This is a genomic window from Streptomyces sp. NPDC045846, assembly GCF_056431605.1.
The window spans coordinates 47,081-70,901 of record NZ_JBWKKJ010000015.1 but is presented as its reverse complement, the minus strand read 5'-3'; the positions used below and the strand labels follow the sequence as shown (position 1 = coordinate 70,901).

21 protein-coding genes are annotated in these 23,821 nt (G+C 68.6%); 3 read left to right on the top strand and 18 right to left on the bottom strand.

All coding sequences use genetic code 11. The features are described 5' to 3' along the window. Nucleotides 1-27 precede the first annotated feature (27 nt). Nucleotides 28-501, bottom strand: coding sequence for an aminoglycoside 6'-N-acetyltransferase (aac(6'), locus tag AC07F3_RS33840; protein WP_479118385.1), 474 nt, complete (start codon nt 499-501; stop codon nt 28-30). A gap of 540 nt (nt 502-1,041) precedes the next feature. Further along, on the bottom strand, nt 1,042-1,449 hold the full coding sequence (locus tag AC07F3_RS33835) for an SHOCT domain-containing protein (protein ID WP_479118384.1): 408 nt from the start codon (nt 1,447-1,449) through the stop codon (nt 1,042-1,044). Between the two features lie 734 nt (nt 1,450-2,183). On the opposite strand from AC07F3_RS33835, the gene AC07F3_RS33830 reads away from it, so the two are divergent. Then, nucleotides 2,184-2,321 (top strand): hypothetical protein, encoded by a 138-nt coding sequence (locus AC07F3_RS33830; RefSeq protein ID WP_479118383.1) that lies wholly within the window; start codon nt 2,184-2,186, stop codon nt 2,319-2,321. Nucleotides 2,322-2,652: 331 nt separating this feature from the next. Here AC07F3_RS33830 and AC07F3_RS33825 read toward each other — a convergent pair whose 3' ends face one another. From AC07F3_RS33825 to AC07F3_RS33810, 4 genes are all read right to left on the bottom strand, one after another. Beyond that, nucleotides 2,653-3,366, bottom strand: a complete 714-nt coding sequence (locus AC07F3_RS33825) for a VOC family protein (protein ID WP_479118382.1) — start codon at nt 3,364-3,366, stop codon at nt 2,653-2,655. Nucleotides 3,367-3,620: 254 nt separating this feature from the next. After that, nucleotides 3,621-3,830, bottom strand: coding sequence for a hypothetical protein (locus AC07F3_RS33820; RefSeq protein WP_479118381.1), 210 nt, complete (start codon nt 3,828-3,830; stop codon nt 3,621-3,623). Between the two features lie 100 nt (nt 3,831-3,930). Continuing rightward, nucleotides 3,931-5,253: an aminotransferase class V-fold PLP-dependent enzyme gene (locus AC07F3_RS33815; RefSeq protein ID WP_479118380.1), complete on the bottom strand. Its 1,323-nt coding sequence runs from the start codon at nt 5,251-5,253 to the stop codon at nt 3,931-3,933. A 104-nt stretch (nt 5,254-5,357) separates the two neighbouring features. Then, a complete protein-coding gene (locus tag AC07F3_RS33810) occupies nt 5,358-6,626 on the bottom strand; it encodes an MFS transporter (RefSeq protein ID WP_479118379.1) in 1,269 nt (422 codons plus the stop codon). A gap of 88 nt (nt 6,627-6,714) precedes the next feature. Here AC07F3_RS33810 and AC07F3_RS33805 point away from each other — a divergent pair, with 88 nt between their 5' ends. After that, nucleotides 6,715-7,188 carry a winged helix-turn-helix transcriptional regulator gene (locus AC07F3_RS33805; protein ID WP_479118378.1) on the top strand — a complete coding sequence of 158 codons (474 nt, stop codon included), beginning with the start codon at nt 6,715-6,717 and terminating at the stop codon, nt 7,186-7,188. A 17-nt stretch (nt 7,189-7,205) separates the two neighbouring features. On the opposite strand, the gene AC07F3_RS33800 is transcribed toward AC07F3_RS33805, so the two are convergent. From AC07F3_RS33800 to AC07F3_RS33760, 9 genes are all read right to left on the bottom strand, one after another. Continuing rightward, on the bottom strand, nt 7,206-7,724 hold the full coding sequence (locus tag AC07F3_RS33800) for a hypothetical protein (RefSeq protein WP_479118377.1): 519 nt from the start codon (nt 7,722-7,724) through the stop codon (nt 7,206-7,208). Between the two features lie 62 nt (nt 7,725-7,786). Next, complete coding sequence (locus AC07F3_RS33795; RefSeq protein WP_479118375.1) at nt 7,787-9,448, bottom strand: DUF885 domain-containing protein; 1,662 nt, start codon at nt 9,446-9,448, stop codon at nt 7,787-7,789. Nucleotides 9,449-9,518: 70 nt separating this feature from the next. Further along, nucleotides 9,519-10,781, bottom strand: coding sequence for an ATP-grasp domain-containing protein (locus AC07F3_RS33790; protein ID WP_479118374.1), 1,263 nt, complete (start codon nt 10,779-10,781; stop codon nt 9,519-9,521). Further along, complete coding sequence (locus AC07F3_RS33785; protein WP_479118372.1) at nt 10,778-12,103, bottom strand: ATP-grasp domain-containing protein; 1,326 nt, start codon at nt 12,101-12,103, stop codon at nt 10,778-10,780. The genes AC07F3_RS33790 and AC07F3_RS33785 overlap by 4 nt, the downstream gene beginning before the upstream one ends. Further along, nucleotides 12,100-13,539 (bottom strand): ATP-grasp domain-containing protein, encoded by a 1,440-nt coding sequence (locus AC07F3_RS33780; RefSeq protein ID WP_479118371.1) that lies wholly within the window; start codon nt 13,537-13,539, stop codon nt 12,100-12,102. Before AC07F3_RS33780 ends, AC07F3_RS33785 begins: the two co-directional genes overlap by 4 nt. A gap of 64 nt (nt 13,540-13,603) precedes the next feature. Next, nucleotides 13,604-14,356, bottom strand: a complete 753-nt coding sequence (locus tag AC07F3_RS33775) for a hypothetical protein (RefSeq protein ID WP_479118370.1) — start codon at nt 14,354-14,356, stop codon at nt 13,604-13,606. Between the two features lie 52 nt (nt 14,357-14,408). Next, entirely contained in the window at nt 14,409-14,708 is a 300-nt protein-coding gene (locus AC07F3_RS33770) for a 2Fe-2S iron-sulfur cluster-binding protein (protein ID WP_479118369.1), read from the bottom strand. Further along, nucleotides 14,705-15,700, bottom strand: coding sequence for an NAD(P)/FAD-dependent oxidoreductase (locus AC07F3_RS33765; protein WP_479118367.1), 996 nt, complete (start codon nt 15,698-15,700; stop codon nt 14,705-14,707). Before AC07F3_RS33765 ends, AC07F3_RS33770 begins: the two co-directional genes overlap by 4 nt. A 295-nt stretch (nt 15,701-15,995) precedes the next feature. Beyond that, a complete protein-coding gene (locus tag AC07F3_RS33760) occupies nt 15,996-17,051 on the bottom strand; it encodes a ParB/RepB/Spo0J family partition protein (protein ID WP_479118366.1) in 1,056 nt (351 codons plus the stop codon). A 738-nt stretch (nt 17,052-17,789) separates the two neighbouring features. Here AC07F3_RS33760 and AC07F3_RS33755 point away from each other — a divergent pair. Beyond that, the gene (locus AC07F3_RS33755; RefSeq protein ID WP_479118365.1) at nt 17,790-18,902 is read left to right on the top strand and encodes an IS701 family transposase; all 1,113 of its coding nucleotides are present in this window, start codon (nt 17,790-17,792) and stop codon (nt 18,900-18,902) included. Between the two features lie 309 nt (nt 18,903-19,211). Here AC07F3_RS33755 and AC07F3_RS33750 read toward each other — a convergent pair whose 3' ends face one another. From AC07F3_RS33750 to AC07F3_RS33740, 3 genes are all read right to left on the bottom strand, one after another. Continuing rightward, entirely contained in the window at nt 19,212-19,820 is a 609-nt protein-coding gene (locus AC07F3_RS33750) for a TetR family transcriptional regulator (protein WP_479118364.1), read from the bottom strand. A gap of 801 nt (nt 19,821-20,621) precedes the next feature. After that, nucleotides 20,622-21,245 carry a ScbR family autoregulator-binding transcription factor gene (locus AC07F3_RS33745; RefSeq protein WP_479118362.1) on the bottom strand — a complete coding sequence of 208 codons (624 nt, stop codon included), beginning with the start codon at nt 21,243-21,245 and terminating at the stop codon, nt 20,622-20,624. A gap of 553 nt (nt 21,246-21,798) precedes the next feature. Continuing rightward, a complete protein-coding gene (locus AC07F3_RS33740; protein WP_479118522.1) occupies nt 21,799-23,787 on the bottom strand; it encodes an APC family permease in 1,989 nt (662 codons plus the stop codon). Nucleotides 23,788-23,821 lie beyond the last annotated feature (34 nt).

Below are 23,821 nucleotides of genomic sequence, written 5' to 3'. Positions count from 1 at the left end.
GTCACGCGCGGTGCGCTCGGCCACGGGTCAGGTCAGCTCCTCGGCCAGCAGATCCATGAGCAGTCCGTCCTGCCAGGTGCCCGTCTGGTGGTTGTGCCAGTACGCGCGCATGATCCCCACGGGCTTGAATCCGACCTTGCCGTAGCTGCGGATCGCCGCGGTGTTGGCGGCGGCGGGGTCAATAGTGAGCCGATGATGGCCGCGTTCGTGCATCAGCCACCGGGCCAGGATGCGTACGGCGTCGGTGCCGATTCCCTTCCCGTGATGCCGGGCTGTCAGGAAGATGTCGATGCCCGCGTGCCGGAAATCGGGGTCAGTCTCCTCCTCGAACTGGATCGCTCCGACAACCTCGCCTTCGAGGACAACGGCGAGCATGTCCTCGAAGCCGTTCGGGTGTGACCACCACGCCGCGACTTCCGGCTCCCGCACGATCCTGTCAAGAACCGCCCCGTCGTCGTCGGCCACGGACCGCAGTACGACCTTGTCCCCACGCAGCTCCATGCACCCATTATCCCGGGGCAGGGCAGGGCAGGGCAGGGCAGGGCAGGGCAGGGCAGGGCAGGGCGGTTCCGAAGTATGGCCCGCCCAGAGTCGACCATGTCGCAAACCTTCGTCGGCCCTGATGGGCGGCCGCAGGAGCGCCGACGAGTCCGACGATGCCGAACAGGTCGATCTGGCTCGCTCAGATGCCTCGGTCTGTCCGCACCGTGGTGCAGACCGTGCTCCGTATCGTTCGTCGGCCCTCGCAACGTCACGCGGGTACCGAGGAGTTGGAACGATCCGTGACCGGCCTGGATCCCCGCAGTAAGACCCGGGGATCGAACCGCTCCCACACCTCCTGGCCTGTACTTTCACCGAAGACCGACTGTGGACGCCCGGTGGTGGTCTGGATGACGCGGCCGAGATCTCTGATCAACTGCGTTCCGCTCGCGAGGGGGCGGTGGCAACAACCACCGGTCTTGCGGATGGGATTGAGCCGTGGCGAGCCCAGGTGGGCCCCCGTCTCTCTCCGTTGCCCGCGCGTTGAACGTTCGACTGGCTTCAGTGAAGAATCTTCTCCTTGGCCCGCCGGAACTCCTCGTCGGAGATGTCGCCCCTGGACCGTATATCCGAGAGCTTCGCCAGTTGCTCCACCTCGGTCCCGGGCCCGGCGCCGGTGCCGGCTGTCTTGCGTACGTAATCGTCGAAGACCTCCTGCCGGGCTCGCGCATGCCGCACCTCGCGTCGGCCCATGTCCTTGCCGCGGGCCAGCACATAGACGAACACGCCGAGGAAGGGCAGCACGATCACGAACAGGAGCCATCCCGTCTTGCCCACTCCGCTGAGCGTGTCGTCCCGAAAGACGTCGCCGATGATCCGGAAGAGCAGAACGATCCACAGGACCCATAGAAAGATCCACACGGTTGTCCAGAATGCTCCGAGGACCGGGTAGTCATAGGCCAGATTCATGTTGCCGCTCCTTTTTCTCTCCTCCGTCAGGCAGCACGTGCAACCCGAAGGCTCCCACGCGCGATCCGAAAGCTTCGCCGATGCTGGGCGCGCTTACCGTGCGGACGATGCCGACTACCGGGCCAATGGCCAGGAGGGGATCCAGGGGTGCCAGCGCCGCGCTGCGGATAGCAAGTGGGTCTTCGGGGCCGGACCGGGCATCGGTGTCTCCCTTCGGCCGACCTGGTTCCGCCGCCGCCAGATTGGCGAGTACTGCGTCCCCCGCGCGATGCAGTAGGTGCGCGCGCTGCACGGCGAGTCCGTCGATGTATCACCCGGATGGAATGATACACGACGCTGTGTGACTCGGAAGACTCCCATGACGTCGTCGACCGACGAGGGTGCGGCCCCCGCGCTGCCAAATCAGGACCTCGGGAGGTGCCCCCGCGCGAAGTGGGCGGTTTCCGATCCTGCTGAATGCGGCCCTACCCGCAATTTTAGTGGACATTCCGGTCACGAACATCTCGATCAATCGGGTCGCGGTGCACAGCGACACGAGGGGTACGGCTTTCCCGGCCAGCAACCCACCGGACCATGCCGAGCTGGCCGTTGACGGGCTGGCAGGCGCAGGTATTGCCATCGAGGCAGCTCCGAGCTTGGCGGCGCCCCGGACGCACTGATGGGAGTCACGGTCGCCCGCCGGTGATGCCGTTCAGCGCGCCAATCGGCGGGAGCAGCGCCGGAGGGGCTCATCGATGAGTGAAAGTGGTGGCACCAGGCTGACCGATGGCCTGCGAAACCGCGTAGCGAAACGAGCGACGGCGATTACCGCCGTTGAGCGGCTCCTCCTCACCACGGCAGGCCTGCTGACGGCCTATTACCTGCTGCGCTGAACCAGAGGCCCTCCGGGGTGTCGTAGCCGCAAGGAGCCGTGCCTACGGGTGAAGCGCCCCTGCCCGCCGCTGTCCGGCATGGGGCTGGCGACTGGACAACCCGATTTTCCCGCACGGGCCAGCAGGCGTGATCATGGATCTCTGCTACGCCTCGCCGCTGGCTTGGGGGCCCTGGTCGTTGCCGTCACGATCGCCTGCGTTCTGCGCCGCCGGGGGTGCAGCTCTCCTCGTGGGCTGCATCGGGCTGTCCGCTTGGTGCGGGGTCCTGCCCGGCTCTCCGCTGCGCTCCCCCCATAGCAACCGCCACCGCGGCTTCCGTTGCGTTCTGGTCTCACGGGTGCCCGAGCACGCGGAAGTTGTTGCCGTCTGGGTCGGCCAGCCGCACGGGGCCGTCCCCGCCCTGGTCGGGTACGAGACGCTTCGCCCCGAGGGACAGCAGGCGCTCGACTTCCGCTCGCTGATCGCCGTCCGGCGCGAGTTCGAGGTGCAGGTCTTTGCCGGGGTCCGGCATGAGCGGCGGACCGCCCCACGTGATCTTCGTACCACCGTTCGGCGACTGGATGGCGGTCTCTTCGTTCTGGTCCCAGACCAGCGGCCAGCCCAGCGCCTCGCTCCAGAAGTAGCCCACGGCCTGCGAACCATCACACGCGAGCGCTCCGATGGAGGCGCACCCGGCGAGGAAGTTGTTGCCCGGCTCGATGACACAGAACTCGTTGCCCTCGGGATCGGCGAGCACCACATGGGATGCGTTCGGTCCCTGGCCGACGTCGGCGTGCTGCGCGCCGAGGCCGAGCGCCCTGGCCACGGTCTCCTGCTGGTCTTCCAGGGAGGAACTGGTCAGGTCGAAGTGCAGCCGGTTCTGGGCGATCTTCCGCTTCTGGGAGCGACGGAAGCCCAGACGGTAGCCGACAGAGTTCCCGGACAGCAGGGTGACACCGTCGGAAGAATCATCGGCTTCCTCCCAGCCCAGGAGGCCAGACCAGAAATGCGCCAGGCGCTCGGGTTGGTGTGCGTCGAAGGAGATCGCGGAGAGTCGACTGCTCATTGCGCCACACATCCTCGGTCCGTTGAGTGCCTGTCGACAGCACGTCATGTCAGCGCCTCGAACGAGGATCCTAGAGGCGGCCCGGCCCCGATTGCAGGCGAGTATTCCGTCGCTCCATCGCACCGCGATGTTGGACAGCTGCTCCACGCCTTCCGGGGACAGGGCCTGTGCGCAGAGCGCTGATCGCTGGTCCAGGCACACATGGCGAAATTCCCGCTTCTTCTGGTCGGACCGAGCACGCCGGTGAGTTGGTCTCACCTGAGCCTCACCGAGGTCACCCACCGTCCCTGGTTATTGCCCCGGTGTACGACGTCGCCCGCCGTGGTGGGCAGCGTCCCATCGGCGGCCAAGTCCATCCGGACCAGGTGGAAGCCGACTCTCGTCCAGGACACGCTGAGGTGCTGGACCGGCGTCCGCACCACCTGCCACCAGCCCGTGAGCCCGGAGAACCGCCGACCGGTCACGTCGCCCCGGAGCCACTATGGTTCAGCGGGGTCCGAGGTGACGTACCGGCCGAGCGGTGTGACGGGTGAGAGACGCACCCGTCACGGTTTTCCGTGGCTCTCAGGCACCGGATCGCGAGCCCTTCAGTGACCGGATGACGTTCAGCGTCAAGTCGATCTCTTCGGGGAAGTTGACGATTCCCGCCGACAGACGTACGTGAGGGACCCCGTACGGCGTGCTGTTGGCGATGACCCGGTTCTCGCGGAGGATCTGTGCCACCTCCTGCGGTGCGTGGCCCTCCACGTCGAAAGTGACGATGCCCGCGGACAGTTCGGGGTCGAGCGGTGTGTAGAGCGTTACATGGTCCATGGCAGCCAGCCCTTCCTTGATCTGGCTGTTCAGTTCGGCGATCCGGTCCTGGATCCGCTTGCGTCCGATCTGCCGGACGAAGCGGAACGCCTCGGCGGCGGCCCACTGGTGCTCGTAGGAGAAGAACCCCCCCGGACTGACCCACGCGGCTTCCGTGGGGCCGACCGGCCGGCGGTCCTGTCGCCACGCCGCTGAGGTCTCTTTGCTCATCAGACTGGGAATCGTCGGCTGGAGCAGCGCCCAGTTCTCCGGTTTCGCCCACATGATTCCCGTCCCGCGCGGGCCCAGAATCCACTTGTGCGTTCCGGCGGAGAAGAAATCGCATCCCATCTGCGCGACGTCCTCGTCGGCTACGCCGAAGCCGTGGACCCCGTCCACCACCAGCAGGATGCGGTCGGCTTCGTCGCGGTTCCGGTTCAGGTCGGCGATGACGTCGGCGATCCTTGACATCGGCAGGCGCACGCCGGTGTTGGAGTGCACCCAGGCGACGCCGAACACACGGGTGTTGGGACGCACGGCGGCACGCAACCGTGCGATGGCCTCGTCGACGGAGAAGTCGAACGACGAGTCGTAGAGCGAGATGGAGCGCATGGTCGCGCCCCACTTGTCGGCCGCCAGGCGGATCGCCTCGTGGTGCGGATAGAACTCGTGCGTGGTGGTCAGGATCTCTTGGCCCGGCTTCAACCGCAGGCCGTTGTAGGTCAGAGCAAGTCCCATGGTGGTGCTGCTGGTCAGGGCGATCTCGTTGGACTGTCCGCCGACGTACTCGGCGGCCTCGGCGCAGACGGAACGCCATAGCTTGTCCTCTTCCCGGGCGAACATGTTGTCGTCGAGGAAGCTGTGCGGGTTCTCGTCGAACGCGCGGCGGTAGTTCGTGATGGCGTCACGGACGGGCGTCGGGTTCGAGGCGAGATAGAAATTCGACAGGTGTACAAGGTCGGGTGACAAAAGGAATTGCGCACGGACGGATTTCCAGTCACCCGGATCGAAGGGCTGTGCTGCGGGCTCCTGTGTGACCTGCGTGAAAGTCGCGCGGTCGGAGTCGACCAGGCTTGCGGGGTTCGAAAGAGACACGATCACTCCTCTTGACTGGGAATGGGCTGCATCTGCGCGGGCGCCGGATCACTCGGCGCCTTGTCGGGCTTGCCGGTTGCGTAGGGGTGATGGGGCGGGAGTTATCAGGAAATCCTGGAGGGGTCCGCAACCGGCCCGACCTGCTGCGGTTCACCCCTCCGCTTCGCCTCCTCGCCCCCGTGTGCGTTCGCCGTCCCGGGACCGGCCTTCGAAGTCCTGGAGCGCAGACGTGCGTCGGTTGCCCAGACGATCAGTGCGCAGAACGCGAATGCGGCTCCGAGGAGACTGGAGGCGGCCCAGCCGTGGGAGGCGAAGACGGAGGTGGTGGCGGCCGCGCCGAGGGCGGAGCCGAGGGAGTAGAAGACCATGTAGCCGCCGATGACGCTGCTGGTGCGCTCCGGGTGGGCGGTGGTGAGCACGTGCTGGTTGCTCACGTGCACGACCTGGACCGCGAAGTCGAGCACGACGATGCCGATGACGAGCAGCCACAGGGACCAGGACAACTGCGCGGTCGCGGCCCAGGAGACGATGAGCAGGGTCAGCGCGAGGCCGCTGATGGGGATCGCCCTTCCTGCGTCCGCCCACCGTCCCGCACGTGCCGCGCCCAGGGCGCCGGCGAGTCCGACGATGCCGAACAGGCCGATCTGGCTTTCGCTCAGATGCCACGGTGCGTTCGCCAGCGGCAGGGAAAGGCCGCTCCACAGGGTGCCGAACGACGCGAACAGGAAGAACGCGATGAGACCGCGCATCAGGAAGGGACGCTGCTTGAACAGCCCGCCGAACGAGACGACTGCCTGTCGGTAGCCCGCGGTCCGGCGCGAGTCGTCGTCGGACGGCAGGGCACGCAGGACGAGGGCGGCGAGGGCGATCGCGAGCACACCGAGGGCGATGTACATGCTCCGCCAGCCCCACACCTGCGCGAGCACGCCGGTGACGAACCGCGCGCCCAGGATGCCCACCACCACGCCCGACGTCACGACACCGATGTTGCGTCCGCGCTCGGCGGGCGGCGAGACCGACGCAGCGTAGGCCACCGTGGTCTGCACCACGACCGCGAACATTCCGGCCAGCGCGAGCCCGGCGAAGGCGGCCCACGCGGCCGAAGCCGCAGCGGCCAGGAACAGGCCTGCCGCGGTGACGGTCATGTGCACCGCGATGAGCCGCCGCCGGTTGGCGACCACGTCGCCGAGCGGCACCAGCAGGATCAGACCGGCCAGATAGCCGAACTGACCGGTCGAAACGATCCACCCGGCGTGCTGTGCCGACACGCCGAGGCTGTCGCCCATGGGCACCAGCACTGTTTGCGCAGCGTAGATGCTCGCCACCGCGACACCGCACACGGTCGCGAGGAGTAACCGTCGCCAGACGTCCATCGCACTCCTTAACGAGATGAGTAGCAAAGTGAAACCAATTTGACCGTAGGGCATCATGGTCTCAATCTGCAACTCTTCGGGAGGTGTCATGCCGAGCCCCGCCACGGGAAGTCCGAGCCCTGCCTGGACCGATCCCGACTGCCCCGTAGCCCGCGCGCTCGACCTCGTCGGTGACCGGTGGAGTCTCCTGGTCATCCGGGACGCCATGGACGGGGCGCGGTCGTTCACCGAGTTCCAGCGACGGACCGGCATCGCCCGCAACATCCTCACCGACCGCCTGCGCAAGCTCATCGACCACGGGGTCCTGACCCAGCGGACCGCGCCCTCGGGCCGCCGCCTGCAGTACGTCCTCACCGACGCCGGACGCGACCTCTTCCCCGTGCTCCTCACCTTGCGCCAGTGGGGCGAGCGCCACGCTTTCGAACCCAGCGAGCCCCACTCGACGCTCGTCGACCAGCACGGCGCCCGTGTACCGCAGGTCCTGCCGACCGATGCCGACGGTGCCCTCATCGACGCCGACACCACGCACGTGCGGAAGACCGGCGGTGAACGAAACCGGTGAGGCGGCCGGCGATGCGGTCAGCGGCTGCGCCCCGGCACGCACAACGACGCGGTGTGCTGGGCCGGTTCACGGGCGGCCCCCGCGGGCCAGACGACCTCCACGGCGATGCCGCGGGCACGGGCGTACGCGACCATGTGGGCCGTGGCGTCCTGCCCGCTGGACGGTGAACCGTCCCAGACCGCCAGCAGCCGGCTGCAGCCGCTGACCAGCCGTTCGTCCGCGCTTACACAGGCGTCCCGGTCCATCGGGTCGAAGGGAAGCATCCATATGTGCTCGGCCAGGGCCAGCAACTCCCGGTGTGCCCGTCGGTCGTGAAGGGGAGTGGCGGCCAAGGCATCGCCCCGTTCGGGGAGCAGGACCACCAGGCGTTGCCCCATCTCGCGCACCACCCGCCCGAACACCATGGGCAGGCAGGCGCCGACGCGGACCAGTGCCGTCGCGTCCGGTGGCAGGTGCCGCAGGCGTTCCCGTAGTTCGGCCTTCACCAGATCCCGTGTGGCCGAGGTCAGGTCGGCATGTCCTACTGCCGTGATCATCCGATCGCTCGCTTTCTCACCGTGTGGTGCGCTTTGCGGGTATGCGTCCTGGCCGTGCCTGTTCAGCGGGGGCGGTCCGCGCGGGTCAGCTCCGCGCGCAGCAGGTCCAGGCCCATGGGCCCCAGCCCCAGGGCGTGCTGGTGGAACCGCTTGAGGTCGAAGGCGGAGCCGTCGCGGCCGCGGGCCGCCTCCCGTGCCTCCAGCCACACCTTCTCGCCCAGCTTGTAGGCGAGGGCCTGTCCCGGGCGTCCCAGATACCGGTCGATCTCGAACGCGACGAACCCTGGTGGGCCGAGTCCGCAGTGTTCCGTGAGAAACGCGCGGCCCAGCCGCGGCGTCCACCGCTCTCCCTCGTGGAACCCGGTGCCCGCGGGGATGGGGAGCCGCAGGTGCAGGCCGATGTCCAGGACGACCCGCGCGGCGCGCAGCAGTTGCCCGGTGGCCAGCATCCCCAGCCGGTGGGCCGGATCGGCGAGGTAGCCGAGTTCGTCCATCAGCTGCTCGGCGTACAGGCCCCATCCCTCGACGTGTCCGGGATGCAGTTCGCACGACAACCGCTGGAACCGGTTGAGCACGGAGGTGTTGAGCGTCGTCAGGCCCAGTTGAAGGTGGTGGCCAGGAACGCCTTCGTGGAACATCGTGCTCGGCACGGTCCACGTCCGGATCGGCGCATCTGGCTCGGGCCTGGTCCACCAGACGGTGCCGGGACGCGACAGGTCCTCGCTGGGCGCCAGATAGAAGGCGGGCCCGTCGGCGGGACCGATCCGGCAGTCGATCCGGCGCAGAGGCTCGGGGATCGTGAAGTGCGTTCCATCGAGGTCGGCGATGGCGGCGTCGGCGAGTTCCTGGAGCCAGTCGCGGAACTGAGCCCTGTCCGTCATCTGGTGGCGCGGGTCGTCATCGAGCCCCGCCAACACGGCCGGCACCGGTTCACCGGGCGCGATCTGTGCCGCCGTCACCGCCATGTCCCGCTGTATCCGGCCGAGTTCCTCCCAGCCCCAGGCGTAGGTCTCCCGCAGATCCAGCCGAGTGCCGAGGAACTCCCGCACGCCGAGCTGGTAGCGCTCCTCACCCACCGCGTCCAGTTGCGGCGCCTGTGGCGCGAGCTCCCGCGACAGGTACGCCGCCATTCCCGCCAGCGCCTGGTTCGCGGTCGCCGCGGCCTGCTCCAGCGCGCCCCGCGCCGCACCGTCGCCGTGCCCGGCGGGCAACGCAGCCAGATACTGCCGCATGTCACGGCACTCCCGGGCGTTGCGCATCACCTGACGGTAGGGTGCGACCCGGCCGCCGCGTCGCGCCGCCTCCAGACTCTCCCGCAGGCCGGCCAGCGCCTGCGGGACTGCCGACAGCCGCGCCGTGAGCGGCTCCCACGCGGTGTCGCGGCCCCGATCCAGCAGGCCCACCGCTTGCCGCACACGCTGGATGGGCCCGTCGAGGGTGTCCAGCAGCGTGCCGTACGCGTCGGTGTCGGCCAGCGCCGCCTGCACGGCGAGCCGCTCACGCAGCACCGCTGCCGCCACGCGCTCCGCCTCCCCGGCCACGGGCGCGTCATCGACCGCCTTCAGCATGCGACGTGCCGACGCCGCCCGCTCGTGCACGGCCTGGGGGCCGAAATCGGTGAGCCGGCTCTCCTGACCGGCGATGCCCATCGCCCCGGCGAGGCAGGGGTCCAGTCGGGCCAGCTCGTCCACGTAGTGATCCGCGAGCTCGTTGAGTGCTGTCATGATCGGGACCGGCTCGGCGACGGCAGCCCGGCAGCGGTGGCGGTGACCGCGCACGTCAGGTGCTGCATCCTCATGCGGGCACCTGCTGCGACGCCGTGAGGGCGGCCGGGCGTGTGCGGACCGAGAGCGAGGCGAACAGATCGCTGATCCAGCGCCGGCCGCGCTCGGCGGTCTCGCTCGCGACGATCCCGGCGAGCACCGTCTCGCCGGCCTGGTAGGTGATGTGGTCGGGCAGCGGCGAGCCGGGCGGCAGTTCCTTCCAGGCGACCACCGACGGGTCGTTTCGGAACGCCGCTGTCCCGTCGAGGCCCTGGAACTCCCCTCCGCCCAGGTGGTGGCCGGGGCAGACGAACCAGCCGTACAGGCGCCGGTCGGCCGGCGGTTCGGGCAGAGTTCCGCTGACGCGCTCGCCGAGCAGAGCGCGCAGCTCGTAGGAGGGCAGATGGACACCGGTCGCCAGCTCGACGGCCGCCACCACATCAGCTCCCCCCACCCGGTTGCCGACCTCGAGAAAGACCAGTTCTCCCCGGTGGGCGATCGCCTCCAGATGGAAACTGCCGTCCTCGACGCGCACCGCCGCCAGGGCGCGGGACACCCAGGCGCGCTCCTCCTCGGACAGTGCGAGCTGGAACGACCCCAGTGGCTTGCCCTGTGCGTAGTGCAGACAAGTGCCGACGTACTCACTCGCGCTGAGGACGAGCACGTCGCCCCCCTGCACCAGACCGTCGAAGTGCCTGATCGGGCCGGAGACGAATTCCTCCACCTCGAAGTCCGCCACGTCGCTGCCCGTGTCGAGCCGGGATATGCCGGTCCGGCCCTGGGTGATGGCCGCGGCGGCCTGCTGGGGCGTGTCGAAGACGAGGACGTCCTCGCTGGACGCACCGCGATGCGGCTTCAGTACGGTCCGGCCATTCCAGGGGGCCCGGACAGTTGGATCGAGGAAGCGGGGGAGCGCGAGAAAGCGGGGTACGCGCAGCCCCGCGTCCTCAACTGCCTGCTTCATCAGGACCTTGTCCCGGGCGAGCGCCACCTGGTGGGGCGGCGCGCCGGGAACGCCCAGGTGCTCGCGCAGCAAGGCGGCGTCCAGCAGCTCGTACTCCGATACCGAGATGATCCGGTCGAAGTGGCGGGGCCGGTGCGCGAGCCAGTCCCGCGCCTCCTCGAAGGCCGAGCGCAGACCCGCACGGCTCACCCGCTCGCAGCGCAGGTCTGGTGGGAGCGTGGCCAGAGCCTGGTCGGTCCCGAAATAGGTGACGTCGTGGCGGTCGTGCTCGATCCCCCGGTGGTATTCGATCTTGAAGTAGGGGACGCGGTGCAGAATGAGAATCTTCATTGGGCCTTCCTGAGGGAAGCGGGGAGGCGAAGGGCGCGGTCCAGGGCGTCCGACCATGCCTCGCGCAGGGCGTGGACGACGGTGCGGATGTCGGTGCGGCCGCCGCGCAGCACCACGCAGCCCTGTGCCGCGAAGTCCGCGTTGTCGCGGGCGATCGCATGCAGATCGCGGCGCTCGGCCGACAGCCAGGAGAACTCCGTCACGGCCAGTTCCCCCTCGGCCAGGCCGAGGCGGTCCGCGGTGGCCTGGACGGCGTTCGCGAACGGGTCCGTGCCGGACATGACGTCGTCGGGGGAGAAGGCGCGGTCAGTGGTGACACCGAGCAGCACTGTCGCAGCCGAACACTCGGGGACGAGCTCCTGCGCACCGGCATCCATGTCGAAGGCCGCGTCGACCCAGCGGCGGTGCAGGTCGATGCCGTAGACCCAGCGGGCCAGCGACCAGATCTTCATGCCGCCGGGCCGCCGATTGGGCTCCACCACCGCGGCGCGCAGCCCGTCGTCGCTCAGCTTGATCTCGTTGTGGAAGGGGCCCTCACACTGCCCGACGAGCAGGTTCGCCTGACGTCCGGCCCGTTCCAGCGTCGCGCGTTCGTGGTCGGCGAGCCGGGCGGGCAGGACCTGGGCGATCTCGACGGGATACCGACCGACCGCGTTGATCTTCTCGGTGATGAACGCCAGCGAGCCCAGGCCGTCGAAGGAGTACTCCCTTCGGTACGGAATGCGCTCCTCGCAGATCACGCCGCCTTCCAGATAGGGAAGGACTTCGGCGAACACGGCCGTGAGGTCGTCGCCCGGCCGGACCACGACAACGCCCCGGTTGTTGCCCTCCGCCGCGGGCTTGACCACGAAACCCTGGGGGTGGTCACGGGCGAATCCCCGCAGCTGGTCGAGCGAGGCGATCTCGGCGAACGCGGGGACCATCATCCGCTGACCCTCCAGCAGATCGGCCACGCGCGCCTCGGCGAGGCGGTAGCGGTACTTGGAGAACGCGCCCTCGGCCAGCCGCGACGAGTCGACCGGGACGCCCAGCCGCTCCAGCAGCTCGGCCCCGCTGCGCACGGCGTTGTCGGAGAAGACGATGCCCGCCCTGATCCGCTCACGCCGGTCGCCGAGCAGTTTCTCGCCCATCTCGGCGAAGTCGTCGCGCAGCGGATCGAGATCGATCACCTCGTCGGCGATGGAGCGGTCGGCCTCTGTGGGGTCGGCGCGGATGAGGATCACCTGCGCGCCGTGGTGTTCGTAGGCGTGGTCCCGCAGGCGGCGCACCTCGTCGATGCGGCTCAGGTTGTAGTCCACGATGAGGAGGATCGGCCTGGTCATCCGCGCTCCCTTTCGTACACGATCTCGATGGCGTTCTCGGAGGCGGGCAGCAGTCGGGGAAGGAGTGCGTCGCGGTCCGCTCGGTCCATGCGCCAGAGCACCTGGCCGAGGAACACTTCGCGCGAGGACGAGTGCACGACGTCGCCGGGCTTGAGCAGGACGTGAGACAGGACCGGCTGAAGAGGGAGGTCGTCGTTCAGACCGACGGCGCGGATCGTTCCGGGGTGGGCGAAGAAGACCCGGAAGAACGTCGCGTTGCGGCCCTGCGTCGTGCCGTCCGCCGTGAACGAAAGGCGCTTGAGCTCCTTGCTGAAGTCGTCCGGTCGGCCGGAAGCGAGCAGGCAGTCCAGCCAGAGGTCGAGCAGGCCGGGTCCGCCGGTCAGCGCCGCCACGCTGGGCGAGATCAGGCTGCCGCCCACGCGCGGGTTGACCTCGATCAGATCCCAGCCGGACGCGGCGTGCCGCGCCTCGACGTGGAAGCAGCCCCAGTCGAGGTCGAGGACGTCCAGCACGCTCGTCACCCAGCGGATCCCGGCGGCGATCTCTTCCTGCGAGAGGCTGGTGGGCGGGCTGACGCAGGCGTTTTCCAGCACGGTCCCCGCCGTCTCCGTGACGTGACACTTCTCGTGCACCGCCACGACGTGGGGCTCGGTGTCGACGGCGATCACCTCGAAGCTGAACTCCCGCCCCGGCACGTAGTTTTCGACCAGGAACTCCATGCCACCGCCGAGACCGTGACGCGAGTCGGCGCCTGGTCCCACGCCCTCGTCCACGACGGGGTGGGCGTCGTGCGGGCCCGGTCCGAGGGGGCCGGCGGCCCCGGGTTGGGCGGTGAAGACGCTGGAGTAGACCGTGTCGGACCGGGCCTCGGCGGCGATGCGTTCCACGTCGGCCCAGGTCGTTTCGGCCGTGAGGGGAAACGTCCCGAAGGAGGCTATGCCGCTGACCGGCTTCACGAAGTAGCGGGCGTCCTCGCGTTGGCGTTCAGCGAGCGTCCGGGGCGTCAGGGCGTACGCCCGGCCACGGCTGAGCCCGGCGTCGGCCAGCCGGTTGCGCAGCGTCAACTTGTCCCGCAGGTCCAGGACCTGCTTCTCGTCCAGGTCCCGCACACCCAGACGGGCGTTGGCCAGTGCCATCAGGTGGCGGTAGCCCTCCCAGACGGTGAGGCAGCACTGCACTTCTTCGCCCGCTGCCCGGAGCCGGTCGAGGTAGCCCTCGACGTCGTGGGCCGTCAACACGTGCCCGCCGGTCACCCGCACGTCGTCGGCGAGGTCGGCCAGCGCCGCCGGCCTGGATGCCTGGTGCTGTGGTTCCGGCAGTGAGCTGAGCACATAGCCCATCAGCCCCCGCGCCGAGACCGTGTCGAGAAGATCCTCCATGAAGGAGAACCCGACATGGCTGAGCAGCAGCACTCCTCTGGCGTTTTCGGTGCTCATTCCGGCCTCCTTGCCGGCAGGCGGGGGCGCGGCGAGGTCGCGCCGCGCCCCCGCTGGGGACGAATCAGGCCGGCTGCTTCTCGGCCCCGGCGATGGTGTCCAGGTAGAGCTCCTCGAAGTACTGCGCCAGGATCTGCTGGTGCTCGCGGAGGTACCGTTTGAACGCGTCGATGTCTTCCTGGCCGCGCAGCAGGTGCCGGACAGCCGCCCAGACCTCGCCGGGGTGGTCGTCGTTGATGTCGGTGTGCGAGTGGTTGATCTGGCCGCCGATGTTGGCCTCGCCGACCGACTTCTTGAGCGCCTCCAGCTTTCGGGGCTCCAGCTTCACGTTCACGTACTCGACGAGATAGGAGTACGCCACCACGCCCAGCGGGCCTTCGTGGTCCAGGAGGTAGGAGAAGTAGCCGGTGAGCAGCTTGGTCGACAAGTAGGGCTCAGTGGCCAGGAATTGCTCGCGGGACACGCCCGCCTTCTCCAGGTCGGTGATGAACAGTTCGTCGTGGAGCATCTCCTCCTGTTCGTAGTTGGCCCAGACCTGCGCCGCCTCGGGGCTGGTCTTGGCGATCTCCACCAGCGCCTTGGCCTCGGACACGCGCAGCATCCGGATGCGCCAGGCGGTTTCGATCAGGTTCCGCTTGTAGTACGCGGAGTCGACGTTCCTGCCCTCGAGATGGGCGGCCTCGGGGACGTTGGCGTACCACTCGAGGACCTGCTGGTCGAGCTGCGCGTCGATCTCGGCGCGCAGCTTCGCCGAGGCACTGCTGCTGAGGAACGGGGTGCGGTCCCCGTAGCCGACGTTGGTCACGCGGTTCGGCATGGTTCACCTTTCGGTTCGGACACTCGGACTCTCGGTGCGAGCGGTCTCGGATTCAGATGTCGTCGGCGACGCGAACGGTCGCGTCGCCCCGCAGCCGGCACTGGCAGGCCAGCCGATGGGTGCCGCCAGTGCGGCCGAGGTCTTCCAGGAAGTCGAGCTCGTCGGGGGCGGGTTCGCCGAGGGAGCCAAGACCATCGAGCACCTCGATGACGCACGCGCCGCACGATCCGGAGCGGCATCCGAAGGGGATGGGCCGCTGCGATGTCTCGTACTCGACTTCGGTGAGCGGGGATCCGGCCGGCAGCAGGATTTCGGTTCCGGCCGGGAGGATGGTGAGCTTCTTCAGGTTCATGACAGCGTCGCGGTGTCGGCGTCGGTGGAGTGCTCCGGTGCGAGGCGCGCCCCGGGGCGCAGTCCGACCGCCGCGTGATTCGCCGCGGTCGCCGCCTCGCCGAAAGCCACGGAAATGAGCGGAACTCGGCCGTCATAATGGCAGATGTCGCCGACCGCGTATACTCCCGGCCTATTCGTCCGCATCGCTCCGTCGACCGTGACGAGACGATTGTTCATCCGGAGGCCCCAATCGGCGATCGGGCCCAAATTGGTGATGAATCCCAGCGCTCCGACGAGTACTTGCGCGGGTATTTTCCATTCGTGTTCTTCGGTCCTGACCCAGACGTCTTCCAGATTTCCGTTTCCTTGGCAAGCCGTCACTTGTGCGTCGGTCACCACTCGCACACCTGACGCGTACATCTGCTTGACGCTGTGCTCGTGGGCCCGGAAGGCCGAGCGCCGGTGCACGATCGTGACGGACCGTGCGATCGGCGCAAGGGCGAGGGCCCAGTCGACCGCGCTGTCGCCGCCGCCCACGATCACCACGTCACGGTCCCGGTGTTCGTCCGGACGCGGCACGTGGTGGGCCACTCCGCGCCCCTGATAGGGAGTCAGGCACGGCAGGGTGCGCGGGACCGAGCGGCCGAGCCCGGCCGCGATCACGACGGCCCCGGCACGCACCAGCCCGCCGTCCTCCAGCCGTATCGCCCAGCCCCTGCCCTCCTCCGACGCCAGGGAGATCGCCGTGCGGCCGAGCAGGAAACGGGGTTGGAACGGCTCCGCCTGGGTCATCAGACCGTCGATCAGTTCCCGGCCCCGCACGGCCGGATGGCCGGCGACGTCGTAGATCTTCTTCTCCGGGTACAGGGCCGCGACCTGTCCGCCCGGCTCCGGCAGCGCATCGACCAACACGCTGGTAAGTCCTCGGAAGCCCGCGCAGCAGGCGGTGTACAGACCGGCCGGCCCTGCGCCGACTACAGCCACGTCCGCGCTCGCTTCCGCGTCGGCCACGGTCGTCTCCACTCGAACCTCCGCTCGGTTCATCCTGAAATTCAGGCATTTCTAGCGTTCGGTCGAACAAGTTCGCCTGCCCCATTCCGAAGGGCGGCCGTCCGGGTGACGAGAAGAAATTGCCTTCCCGTCGCCCGGCTCTTTCCTGCCGGTATTCGGCGCTGGTGCTGCTGAACTGCTTCTCATCATTCAGCGGGTTTGATCCGCCGTCAAACAAGTGATTCGAAAGCGCACCCGCCGCTATTCATGAGCCGCACGGCGCAAGGCCGTTTTCGCTCAGGTCGGGGCGGCTCGTTCACCCCGCGGGCCTTTCCGGATCCGCCGCGCTCGGCTGCCCGTCCGCGTCACCGACTGCCTGGTCCAGAGCGCTGGCGAAGCGCTGCCACTCCTGGGCGTAGGAGCTGGCCAGGTCTGCTACCGCGACGGCGCAGTGCGGCGGCACCGCGGCGAGCAACTGCCGCCCCGCTTCGAGATCGGGCGCCCGCTCGTGGAGCCAGCGCAGCAGCGCGCGCCCGGACTGGGTGAACCTGAGGGAGGGGTCCTTCGCCAGGCTCTCGATGTGCTGGGCCCGTCCGCGCCGCGCGCACCTGCTGCTCACAAGATCGCCCGCGGAGGACCGGTCCCGGACTTCGCGTGCGCCGTTCCGGTCCGGTGGCCTGAGCTCCTGCTCGCCATGCCGCATCCGCTGCCGGATCTCACACGCCGTGCTCATCGACACACCCGCGGCGGTGGCCGCCTCATGGAGCGTGGCGGCGGGATGTTCGGCGAGGAACGCGCCGACTGCCTCCCGGCGTTGCGCCGCATCGAGAGGGCGAGAACGCCCGTCCGCTCCGATCCGGACCTTCGACTGTGGAACTTCCTCACTCGAAGTGCGGCGGACGGCTCCCACGGTCTTGGGTGACAACCTGGTGATGCGCGCGATCGCCCGGTCCGACAGATCCGGGTGTTGGGTCAGGATCCGCCGGGCGGCCGCTTTCCTGTCCTTGAGGGTCAGTGGCAGACCGTGGCTGACGTTGGCCGCCACGGAGTGGATGAAGACTTCACTGGCCGGTCCGTCCAGATATCGGACTGGGATTATCTCGTCGCCGCGAAGACGCACGGCCCGGAGCCGATGCATCCCGTCGACCACGCGCCGGGTGTCGCGGTGCACGAGTATCGGCTCGATGTCGCCCTGGGCGAGAACGTCGATGTGGTCCTGACTCAGCCCTTCCAGGCGCGGTGAGTCGGCATCCACCAGCGAGGCGACGGGCGCCAGATGAACGCCGGCGCTCTCTGCCGATGGCGTCGGGGCGGGGTCCCGGGCCGACGTTGGCGACAGGCCCGGCAGATGTGCGGGGGGCGGGTTGTCCACAAGATCTGAAGGCACCGAAGATCTGCTTTCTGTCGTTTCTGCAGGGGGAGATGCGGGCCCCGAGGAAGATGTCATCGGCTCCGGTGGGCGTGAGGCCGGGCACAGGGGTGCCATGCCGGGGGAGACGGCGAAATGGATCTCGCCGCGAGGGCGAGGACTGTCAGGACGGGGCGGAGTTGGCGCCCGAGGGCGGGCCGGGCATCGGCGGCACGACACGACATGTCCGTCGGTCCCCGCAGGGCTGCCGGGGGGAAGCCAGTGCCTGGTGCGGCTTCGCCCGTCGTCGGCCCGCCCGCGCCGTACAGCCGAAGACGGGATCGGCGGATGCTCCTGGTGTCGGCTCGTGCAGCAGTGCCATCGGGACTACCTCCACGCGACGTACCGCTGTCCCCGATGCATGTGCGGCGGTCCCGCCGCCGACTGCAGGGGATCAAGCGACGGCATGGCCGAGTCAAGCATAAAGAGCGCTATTCATGTGAGTGGGCACGGTGCCGAGTCGCCACTTGGCCAAGTCCACTCGTACGAAACATCCCAACTCGGCTCAAACATGGCGGACTTGCGCCGCTGCCTGGCGCAGTCCTGACACTTGCTCAGGTCGTCACGCACCCTCTAGCCATACATAGAGAGCGCTCTTTATGCTTGGCTCGGCCTCGTCGTCGATGAAACCCCCGTCGCCGACGGCGGGGCCGCACACACGCATCGCGAAGAGCGGTACGTCGCGTGGGAGGGGATGTTCCGATGACGCTGCTGTACGAGTCGGCGCCGATGACTCCGACCGAGGGCGCCCAGGGCTCATGTCTCCCGTCCTTCGTCGAGACCGTCTTCGACCACCTGCCCCGAGCAGACCAGCGCAGGTGGGCGGAGCTGTACGTCCGGGCACTGCTGCAGACACCAGGAAAGAAGTCGTTGCGGCGGCTGGCGGAATCCGTCAGCGACTCGCCGACGGCCACACAGGCTCTGCACCAGTTCGTGAACGCCAGCCCCTGGGACTGGATGACGGCACGCCGCAATCTCCTGCCCTGGGCGGCACCGGCCGGGGAAGCACTGACGGCCTGGACACTGGCACCGGCCTTCATAGCCAAGCGTGGCGAGTGCTCCGCCGGAGTCCACCGCAGGTTCGACCCAGTACGGGGCCGGATGTCGAACTGTCAGCTCGGCCTGGTGGTGCTGGCCGTGGGCGAGCACGGCCCCATGCCCGTCGACTGGAGCCTGTACATACCTCGGACCTGGACGCAGGCACGTCGGTCGAAGGCACGGGTGCCGGACGAGGTCCGGGGGCCGTTGTGGTACCAGGCCGCGGACGTCCTGCGACGAGCGTCCTCGCTGTCTCCCGGCCGATGTGCTCCTGTCACGGCCGACCTGTCCTGGCTGCCGGACCGCGAGGCCCTCCTCGGTCACCTCGCGCGGAGCGAACAGCCCTTCGTGGTGGAGGTTCCCGACACCGTGCGCGTCGCGTGCGCGCCGTCCCCTTCGGCCGGCTCGCCGCTGCTCACCGTGCGCCAAATCCTGGCGGACCGCGGCAACATGACGGCGGAGGAACGGCAGCGCGTCCTCACTCTCCCGGTGTCCCTGCCCTGTCCGCCGAGTGGACACGTCCGGTTGCGATTACTCGTTCAGCATCGGCGGAACGACTCGGCGCAGTACTGGCTGACGAACCTGGTCGACCCTCCGCTGTCCCACCTGAGCCCGCTGATGCGACAGCCACGTCTGGCGGCGCGTGTGATCAACACCCTCCACGAGGACTTCGGACTGCGGGACTTCGAGGGGCGGTCGTTCCCGGGCTGGCACCACCACACCACACTGGTCTCCGCCGCGTTTGCCTACATCCGGCTCCGCAGCCGCCTCCCCTGACCCGGACCGCGCGATCAACTGCGTGGAGGAGTGGCGGAAGCGGCTGCCGCTCGGCGCCACGGGTGCCCGGCCCAACGTGTCCGCCCGGATCAGTTGTCACCCGGCTACCGGGCTGCTGAGACATGCGAGAACATGGGGCTTACGGGCTCATATCCGTGCCGGTCGACTGCGCACTGCCGGTGGCGTCGCGCCGCGAACCCTGCGGCCAGTTGGACCGGACGATCACGGTGTCACCGGCGCGCGCGCCGCCACTCGGAAGAACGGAGGGGAGCGCGTCGCCCGGTCGAGGCGCCTGGCAGCACGGAAGGGTCAGGACCGGTGCGGTGACAGGCCGCCGAGAACCGCGCGCCAGACCTCCGCGAGGTCGGCGACCGATGAACCGCCCTGGATCGCGGCCCTCCGGGACTGTGCCGCCACTCCTGCCGTCACGTACATGATGAGATGCGCCGCTGTCGTCGGCCGCATGCCGGCGGCCAGGTCCCCGGCGAGGGATGCCTCTTCGAGCAGCCGCAGGATCTCCGCGCGGAAGGCATCGAGCCAGTCGGAGCGTACGTGCCCCTCCTCGACCAGCCGCACCGCGGCCCGGCTGAGCGCGGCGGTCTGCAGAGCCGTGGCTACCCGGAGCACAAGGGAGGACAGGTCATGCAAGGGCCTACCGGTCGCGAAGTTCGCCGCGCTGAGGCGCTGCAGTTCGCCGATACCTTCCTCCGCCACTGCCGATGCCAGGGCCGCCTTGGAGCGGAAGTGGAAGGTGAGGGCCCCGAGTGTGACGTTGGCCGCCACACAGACGGAGTTGAGCGTCGTACCGTCGTAACCGTGCTGATCGAAGTGGCGCGCTGCTGCCAGGACGAGATTCGCGCGGGTACATGCGGCGCGTTCGCTGTTCTTCATAAGGGGCCTCGGGGTCAGGGCGTGCATGAGGGTGCGGGTCGGGCTGCGGAGAACGGCGGCGGTGAGCCGTCGGGCCGGTCAGACTCCGGCCGGGGCCAGAGCGGGGATTCCGTGGGCGGATTCCCTCGGGGCCGTCTCGACCACCCCGGAGGTAACGGCGTCGCGGAGCTCGTCGCATGCTCCGGAGTGCGTGCCCGCCTCCTGTCGTCCTTCGCCATGACGAGGCTTGTCAGGTCTCTCATGTACCGTCCCCGGCTTCGGCGCCCGTGACCGCGGGCGAAGCGGTCCCGCGGCGATGGCTCGACGGGCGGTCCGACCCTATGGTGAGGGCTGGGTGACGGGCACGAGAACGAGGAGAACCCGAAGCGTTTCGAGCAAGTCGGCCGCCCCTCTGCGGCCAACGGGCCGTCCATCCCTGGTCGACAGCTTGGCCGCGGTGTAGGCGGCTGGCTTTGACGCGCTATGACAGACGACCCTGAATCAGGCGTGTCCGTCACAGCGCGTCAAAGCCGCACGTATCGTCGCTGCGGAGAGTTTGACGATGTGTCCCACCAAAGCCTCGGCGGCCAGGCACACGATGGGACGGTCGTGTTCTGGCCGGTCGGGGTCGTGCGCGACGACGAACGGGGGATCGGCGCCGTGAGAGACGTCCACAAGGCTCCCCAAATCCCCGCCATCGCGGGCGCGTTACTGGATGCCGGATGGATGCACTGAGCAACGGGCCCTGTGGCTGGTCAGGGTGAGCGATGGCGAGGCGCCGGGTGCCTCACCACCAGCGAAGTGACTTGCCCGGTGAGCACGATGTGCGGGATGTCGCCGCGGTCATGGTCATGGGGTGGGTATTCGGGTGGGGCCGACGCGGATGTCGTGCAGCACCGCTTCCGAGGCGATGCTGGGCAACAGCAAGTCCCACATGTCGCAGACACGTTCCATGAGGTCGACGCGCTTGGTCGCGAGATTCGAGTAGACCTGCATACCGGTGCAGGCGCCCACCACGAAGCGGGCCAGCCGGACGGTGTCGATTCCGTCGCGGAGTTCACCGGTGGACCGGGCCACGTCCAGGTGGCTGCACATCAGCTTCCGCCAGTCCTCGAAGGAGGTGGCGTCGTTCATGCCGTGGCTGCCCTGTTCGATGGCGAGACGGACCCCTGCGCGGAGGATCGGGTCGCGTTTCATGCGGTCCGCCCACACCAGGGTGATGTCCACGACGTGCTGTAACCCGGTTGACGTGAGGCGGGGTTCTATCGTCGCCGGCTGAGCGTTCATCAGGGCTTCGGCCAGTCCTTGTTTGGAACCGAAGTGGAAGTAGAGAGCGCCGAGAGTGAGCCCCGCCCGTTCCACGATCTGGGTCACGGACGCCTTCTCGTAACCGGCCTCGTCGAAGACCTCGGCCGCCGCGAGCAGGACTCGTTGACGCGTACGGGCAGCCTGCTCCGCCTTGGCAGTCGGCACTGGCCATCACTCCTCAACATACATAGATAGTGTCCTTTATGTTTACCCCATCGCTATTGGACAGGTCATCCATACCGAGGAATGCGTGTGGGCAGGCGCCGCTTTCACGGCTGCGGAAGTGACAGGACACGGGGCCCTCGAGCAGGGTTTCGTAAGTCCTCGTCCACCAGCACGCGGCCACCGAAATGCTCGTCGCCGGAGGGCCCGCGTCGCAGATGCGCCGTTCAGGATCAGGCATGTCAGGCACCGACAAGGGGCCCCGTCAGCTGCCCCGGCCCAGCCATAGGGACTGTGATCGAGCGGCACCCTGGCGCCGATGATCGCTCTGCGCTGGTTCCGTCCGGGGCCTTGGGGGGGGCGGGGGATGGCATGCCCGGTGTGCGGACCGTAGAGCGGGTTGATCGCCCTGCTGGGACAGTACCGCGCGGAGAACGGGAGTCGGCCGTTCCCTGGGGTGCGGGCGCGCTCGCAGCCTTGTCGGGTGCGCCCGGAAGCACACTGTCCGATGCGTCAGCGATGCACCAAAAAGGTCATGGATGCCGGAAGTTGGGCGTCAGCCGTTGTGGGTGGGTGTGGTGTTTCTGTGGGGTGCGGTGGGTTCGCCGCGGCGGACGGAGCCGGGGGCGCGGGCGGCCGGGTGGTCGGCGCGGGCGGCGGAGGTGAGCTGCCAGGGGACGCTGGTGACCATCACGCCCGGGGTGAAGAGCAGTCGGCTCTTCAGCCAGAGGGCGGACTGGTTGTGGAGGAGGTTCTCCCACCAGTGGCCCACGACGTATTCGGGGATGAACACCGCGACCACGTCTCGGGGGCTGTCACGGCGCATCGTGCGGACGTACTCGACGACCGGCTTGGTGATCTCGCGGTAGGGGGAGGCCAGGACCTTCAGCGGGACGTCGACGTCCAGGTCCTGCCAGCGGCGTTGCAGGTCGCCGGTCTCCTCTTTGTCGACGGCGACCGTCAGTGCTTCGAGCCGGTACGGCTTGAAGGCGCGGGCGTAGGCGAGGGCGCGCAGGGTCGGTTTGTGGATGGTGGAGACGAGGACGACCCCCAGCACCCTGGACGGTGGGACGAGTTCGTCGCGGGGGTTCTCGACGGCCAGTTCTGCGGCGGTGTGGTCGTAGTGGCGGCGGATGCCGCGCATCATCACCCACAGCAGGATCGCGGCGACCACGGCGAGCCAGGCGCCCTGGGTGAATTTCGTGATCAGCACGATCACCAGGACCAGTCCGGTCACGCAGGCACCCAGCGCGTTGACGACGCGTGCGGACTGGTGGCGGCGGCGCACCGCCGGGTCGGGCTCGGTGCGCAGGGCGCGGTTCCAGTGCCGCACCATGCCGAGCTGGGAGAGCGTGAACGAGGTGAACACGCCGAGGATGTAGAGGTGGATGAGGCTGGTGACATCCGTCTTGTACGCCCACAGCAGCGCGCCGGCGACCATGGCGAGGGCCAGGATGCCGTTGGAGAAGGCCAGCCGGTCGCCCCGGTTGTGGAGCTGGCGGGGCAGATAGCGGTGCTGGGCCAGGATCGAGGAGAGCAGCGGGAAGCCGTTGAAGGCGGTGTTGGCGGCCAGGATCAGGACGAGAGCGGTGGCGGCCTGGATGACGAAGAAGCCGATGGAGTGGTCGCCGCCGAAGACCGCGGAGGCGAGCTGGGCGATGACGGTCTTCTGGGTGAAGGTGTCGCAGTTGCCGCCGATGCCGGTCAACTGGCAGGAGTTGTCGGTGATATGGACCTTCGCGATCAGCGCGAGGGCGGTGACGCCGACGAACATGACGACCGCGATGATGCCCATCGCGGCCATGGTGTCCGCCGCGTTCTTCGCCCTGGGCTTGCGGAAGGCGGGTACCCCGTTGGAGATCGCCTCCACGCCGGTCAGCGCCGTACAGCCGCTGGAGAACGCGCGCAGCACCAGCATGATCAGGGCCATCCCGGCCAGGTTCTGGTTGCCGGGCTCCGGGTGGATTCCGTACGCGGCTGACTCGGCGACCGGCGCGTCCCCGAGTGCGTACCGGATCAGGCCGGTCGCAACCATGATGATCACGCCGCCGATGAAGAGGTAGGTGGGGGCGGCGAAGGTGCGGCCCGACTCGCGCACGCCGCGCAGGTTCATCGCGGTGAGGATCGCGACGAAGCCGAGCGCCAGCAGCACGCGGTGCCCGGCCAGCGAAGGGATCGCCGAGATGATGTTGTCGACCCCGGAGGCCACCGACACGGCCACCGTCATGACGTAGTCGACGAGCAGCGAGGCCGCCACGACCAGACCCGCCGAAGGGCCGAGGTTCCGTGACACCACCTCGTAGGAGCCGCCGCCGCTCGGGTAGGCGTGCACGACCTGCCGGTAGGAGAGCACCACCACCGCCATCAGGGCGACCACCCCGGCCGCGATCCACGGCGTGAAATGGAGGTAGGCGAGCCCGCCGAGGGTCAGCACGAGCAGGATCTCCTGCGTCGCGTACGCCACGGAGGACAGCGGGTCGGAGGCGAAGATCGGCAGCGCGAGCCGCTTGGGCAGCAGCGTCTCGCCCAGCTCCTCGCTGCGCATGGCGCGGCCGATCACGAGGCGCTTGAGCACGCCG

Bases quoted from the DNA above. Each gene is read 5' to 3' on its own strand.
- AC07F3_RS33825 (WP_479118382.1), bottom strand. From the start codon at position 3,366: ATGAGCAGTCGACTCTCCGCGATCTCCTTCGACGCACACCAACCCGAG.
- AC07F3_RS33790 (WP_479118374.1), bottom strand. From the start codon at position 10,781: ATGAAGATTCTCATTCTGCACCGCGTCCCCTACTTCAAGATCGAATAC.
- AC07F3_RS33780 (WP_479118371.1), bottom strand. From the start codon at position 13,539: ATGAGCACCGAAAACGCCAGAGGAGTGCTGCTGCTCAGCCATGTCGGG.
- AC07F3_RS33740 (WP_479118522.1), bottom strand. From the start codon at position 23,787: ATGCGCAGCGAGGAGCTGGGCGAGACGCTGCTGCCCAAGCGGCTCGCG.
- AC07F3_RS33755 (WP_479118365.1), top strand. From the start codon at position 17,790: ATGACGCTGCTGTACGAGTCGGCGCCGATGACTCCGACCGAGGGCGCC.
- AC07F3_RS33795 (WP_479118375.1), bottom strand. From the start codon at position 9,448: ATGACAGCACTCAACGAGCTCGCGGATCACTACGTGGACGAGCTGGCC.
- AC07F3_RS33800 (WP_479118377.1), bottom strand. From the start codon at position 7,724: ATGATCACGGCAGTAGGACATGCCGACCTGACCTCGGCCACACGGGAT.
- AC07F3_RS33770 (WP_479118369.1), bottom strand. From the start codon at position 14,708: ATGAACCTGAAGAAGCTCACCATCCTCCCGGCCGGAACCGAAATCCTG.
- AC07F3_RS33835 (WP_479118384.1), bottom strand. From the start codon at position 1,449: ATGAATCTGGCCTATGACTACCCGGTCCTCGGAGCATTCTGGACAACC.
- AC07F3_RS33775 (WP_479118370.1), bottom strand. From the start codon at position 14,356: ATGCCGAACCGCGTGACCAACGTCGGCTACGGGGACCGCACCCCGTTC.
- AC07F3_RS33805 (WP_479118378.1), top strand. From the start codon at position 6,715: ATGCCGAGCCCCGCCACGGGAAGTCCGAGCCCTGCCTGGACCGATCCC.
- AC07F3_RS33810 (WP_479118379.1), bottom strand. From the start codon at position 6,626: ATGGACGTCTGGCGACGGTTACTCCTCGCGACCGTGTGCGGTGTCGCG.
- AC07F3_RS33750 (WP_479118364.1), bottom strand. From the start codon at position 19,820: ATGCACGCCCTGACCCCGAGGCCCCTTATGAAGAACAGCGAACGCGCC.
- AC07F3_RS33785 (WP_479118372.1), bottom strand. From the start codon at position 12,103: ATGACCAGGCCGATCCTCCTCATCGTGGACTACAACCTGAGCCGCATC.
- AC07F3_RS33830 (WP_479118383.1), top strand. From the start codon at position 2,184: ATGAGTGAAAGTGGTGGCACCAGGCTGACCGATGGCCTGCGAAACCGC.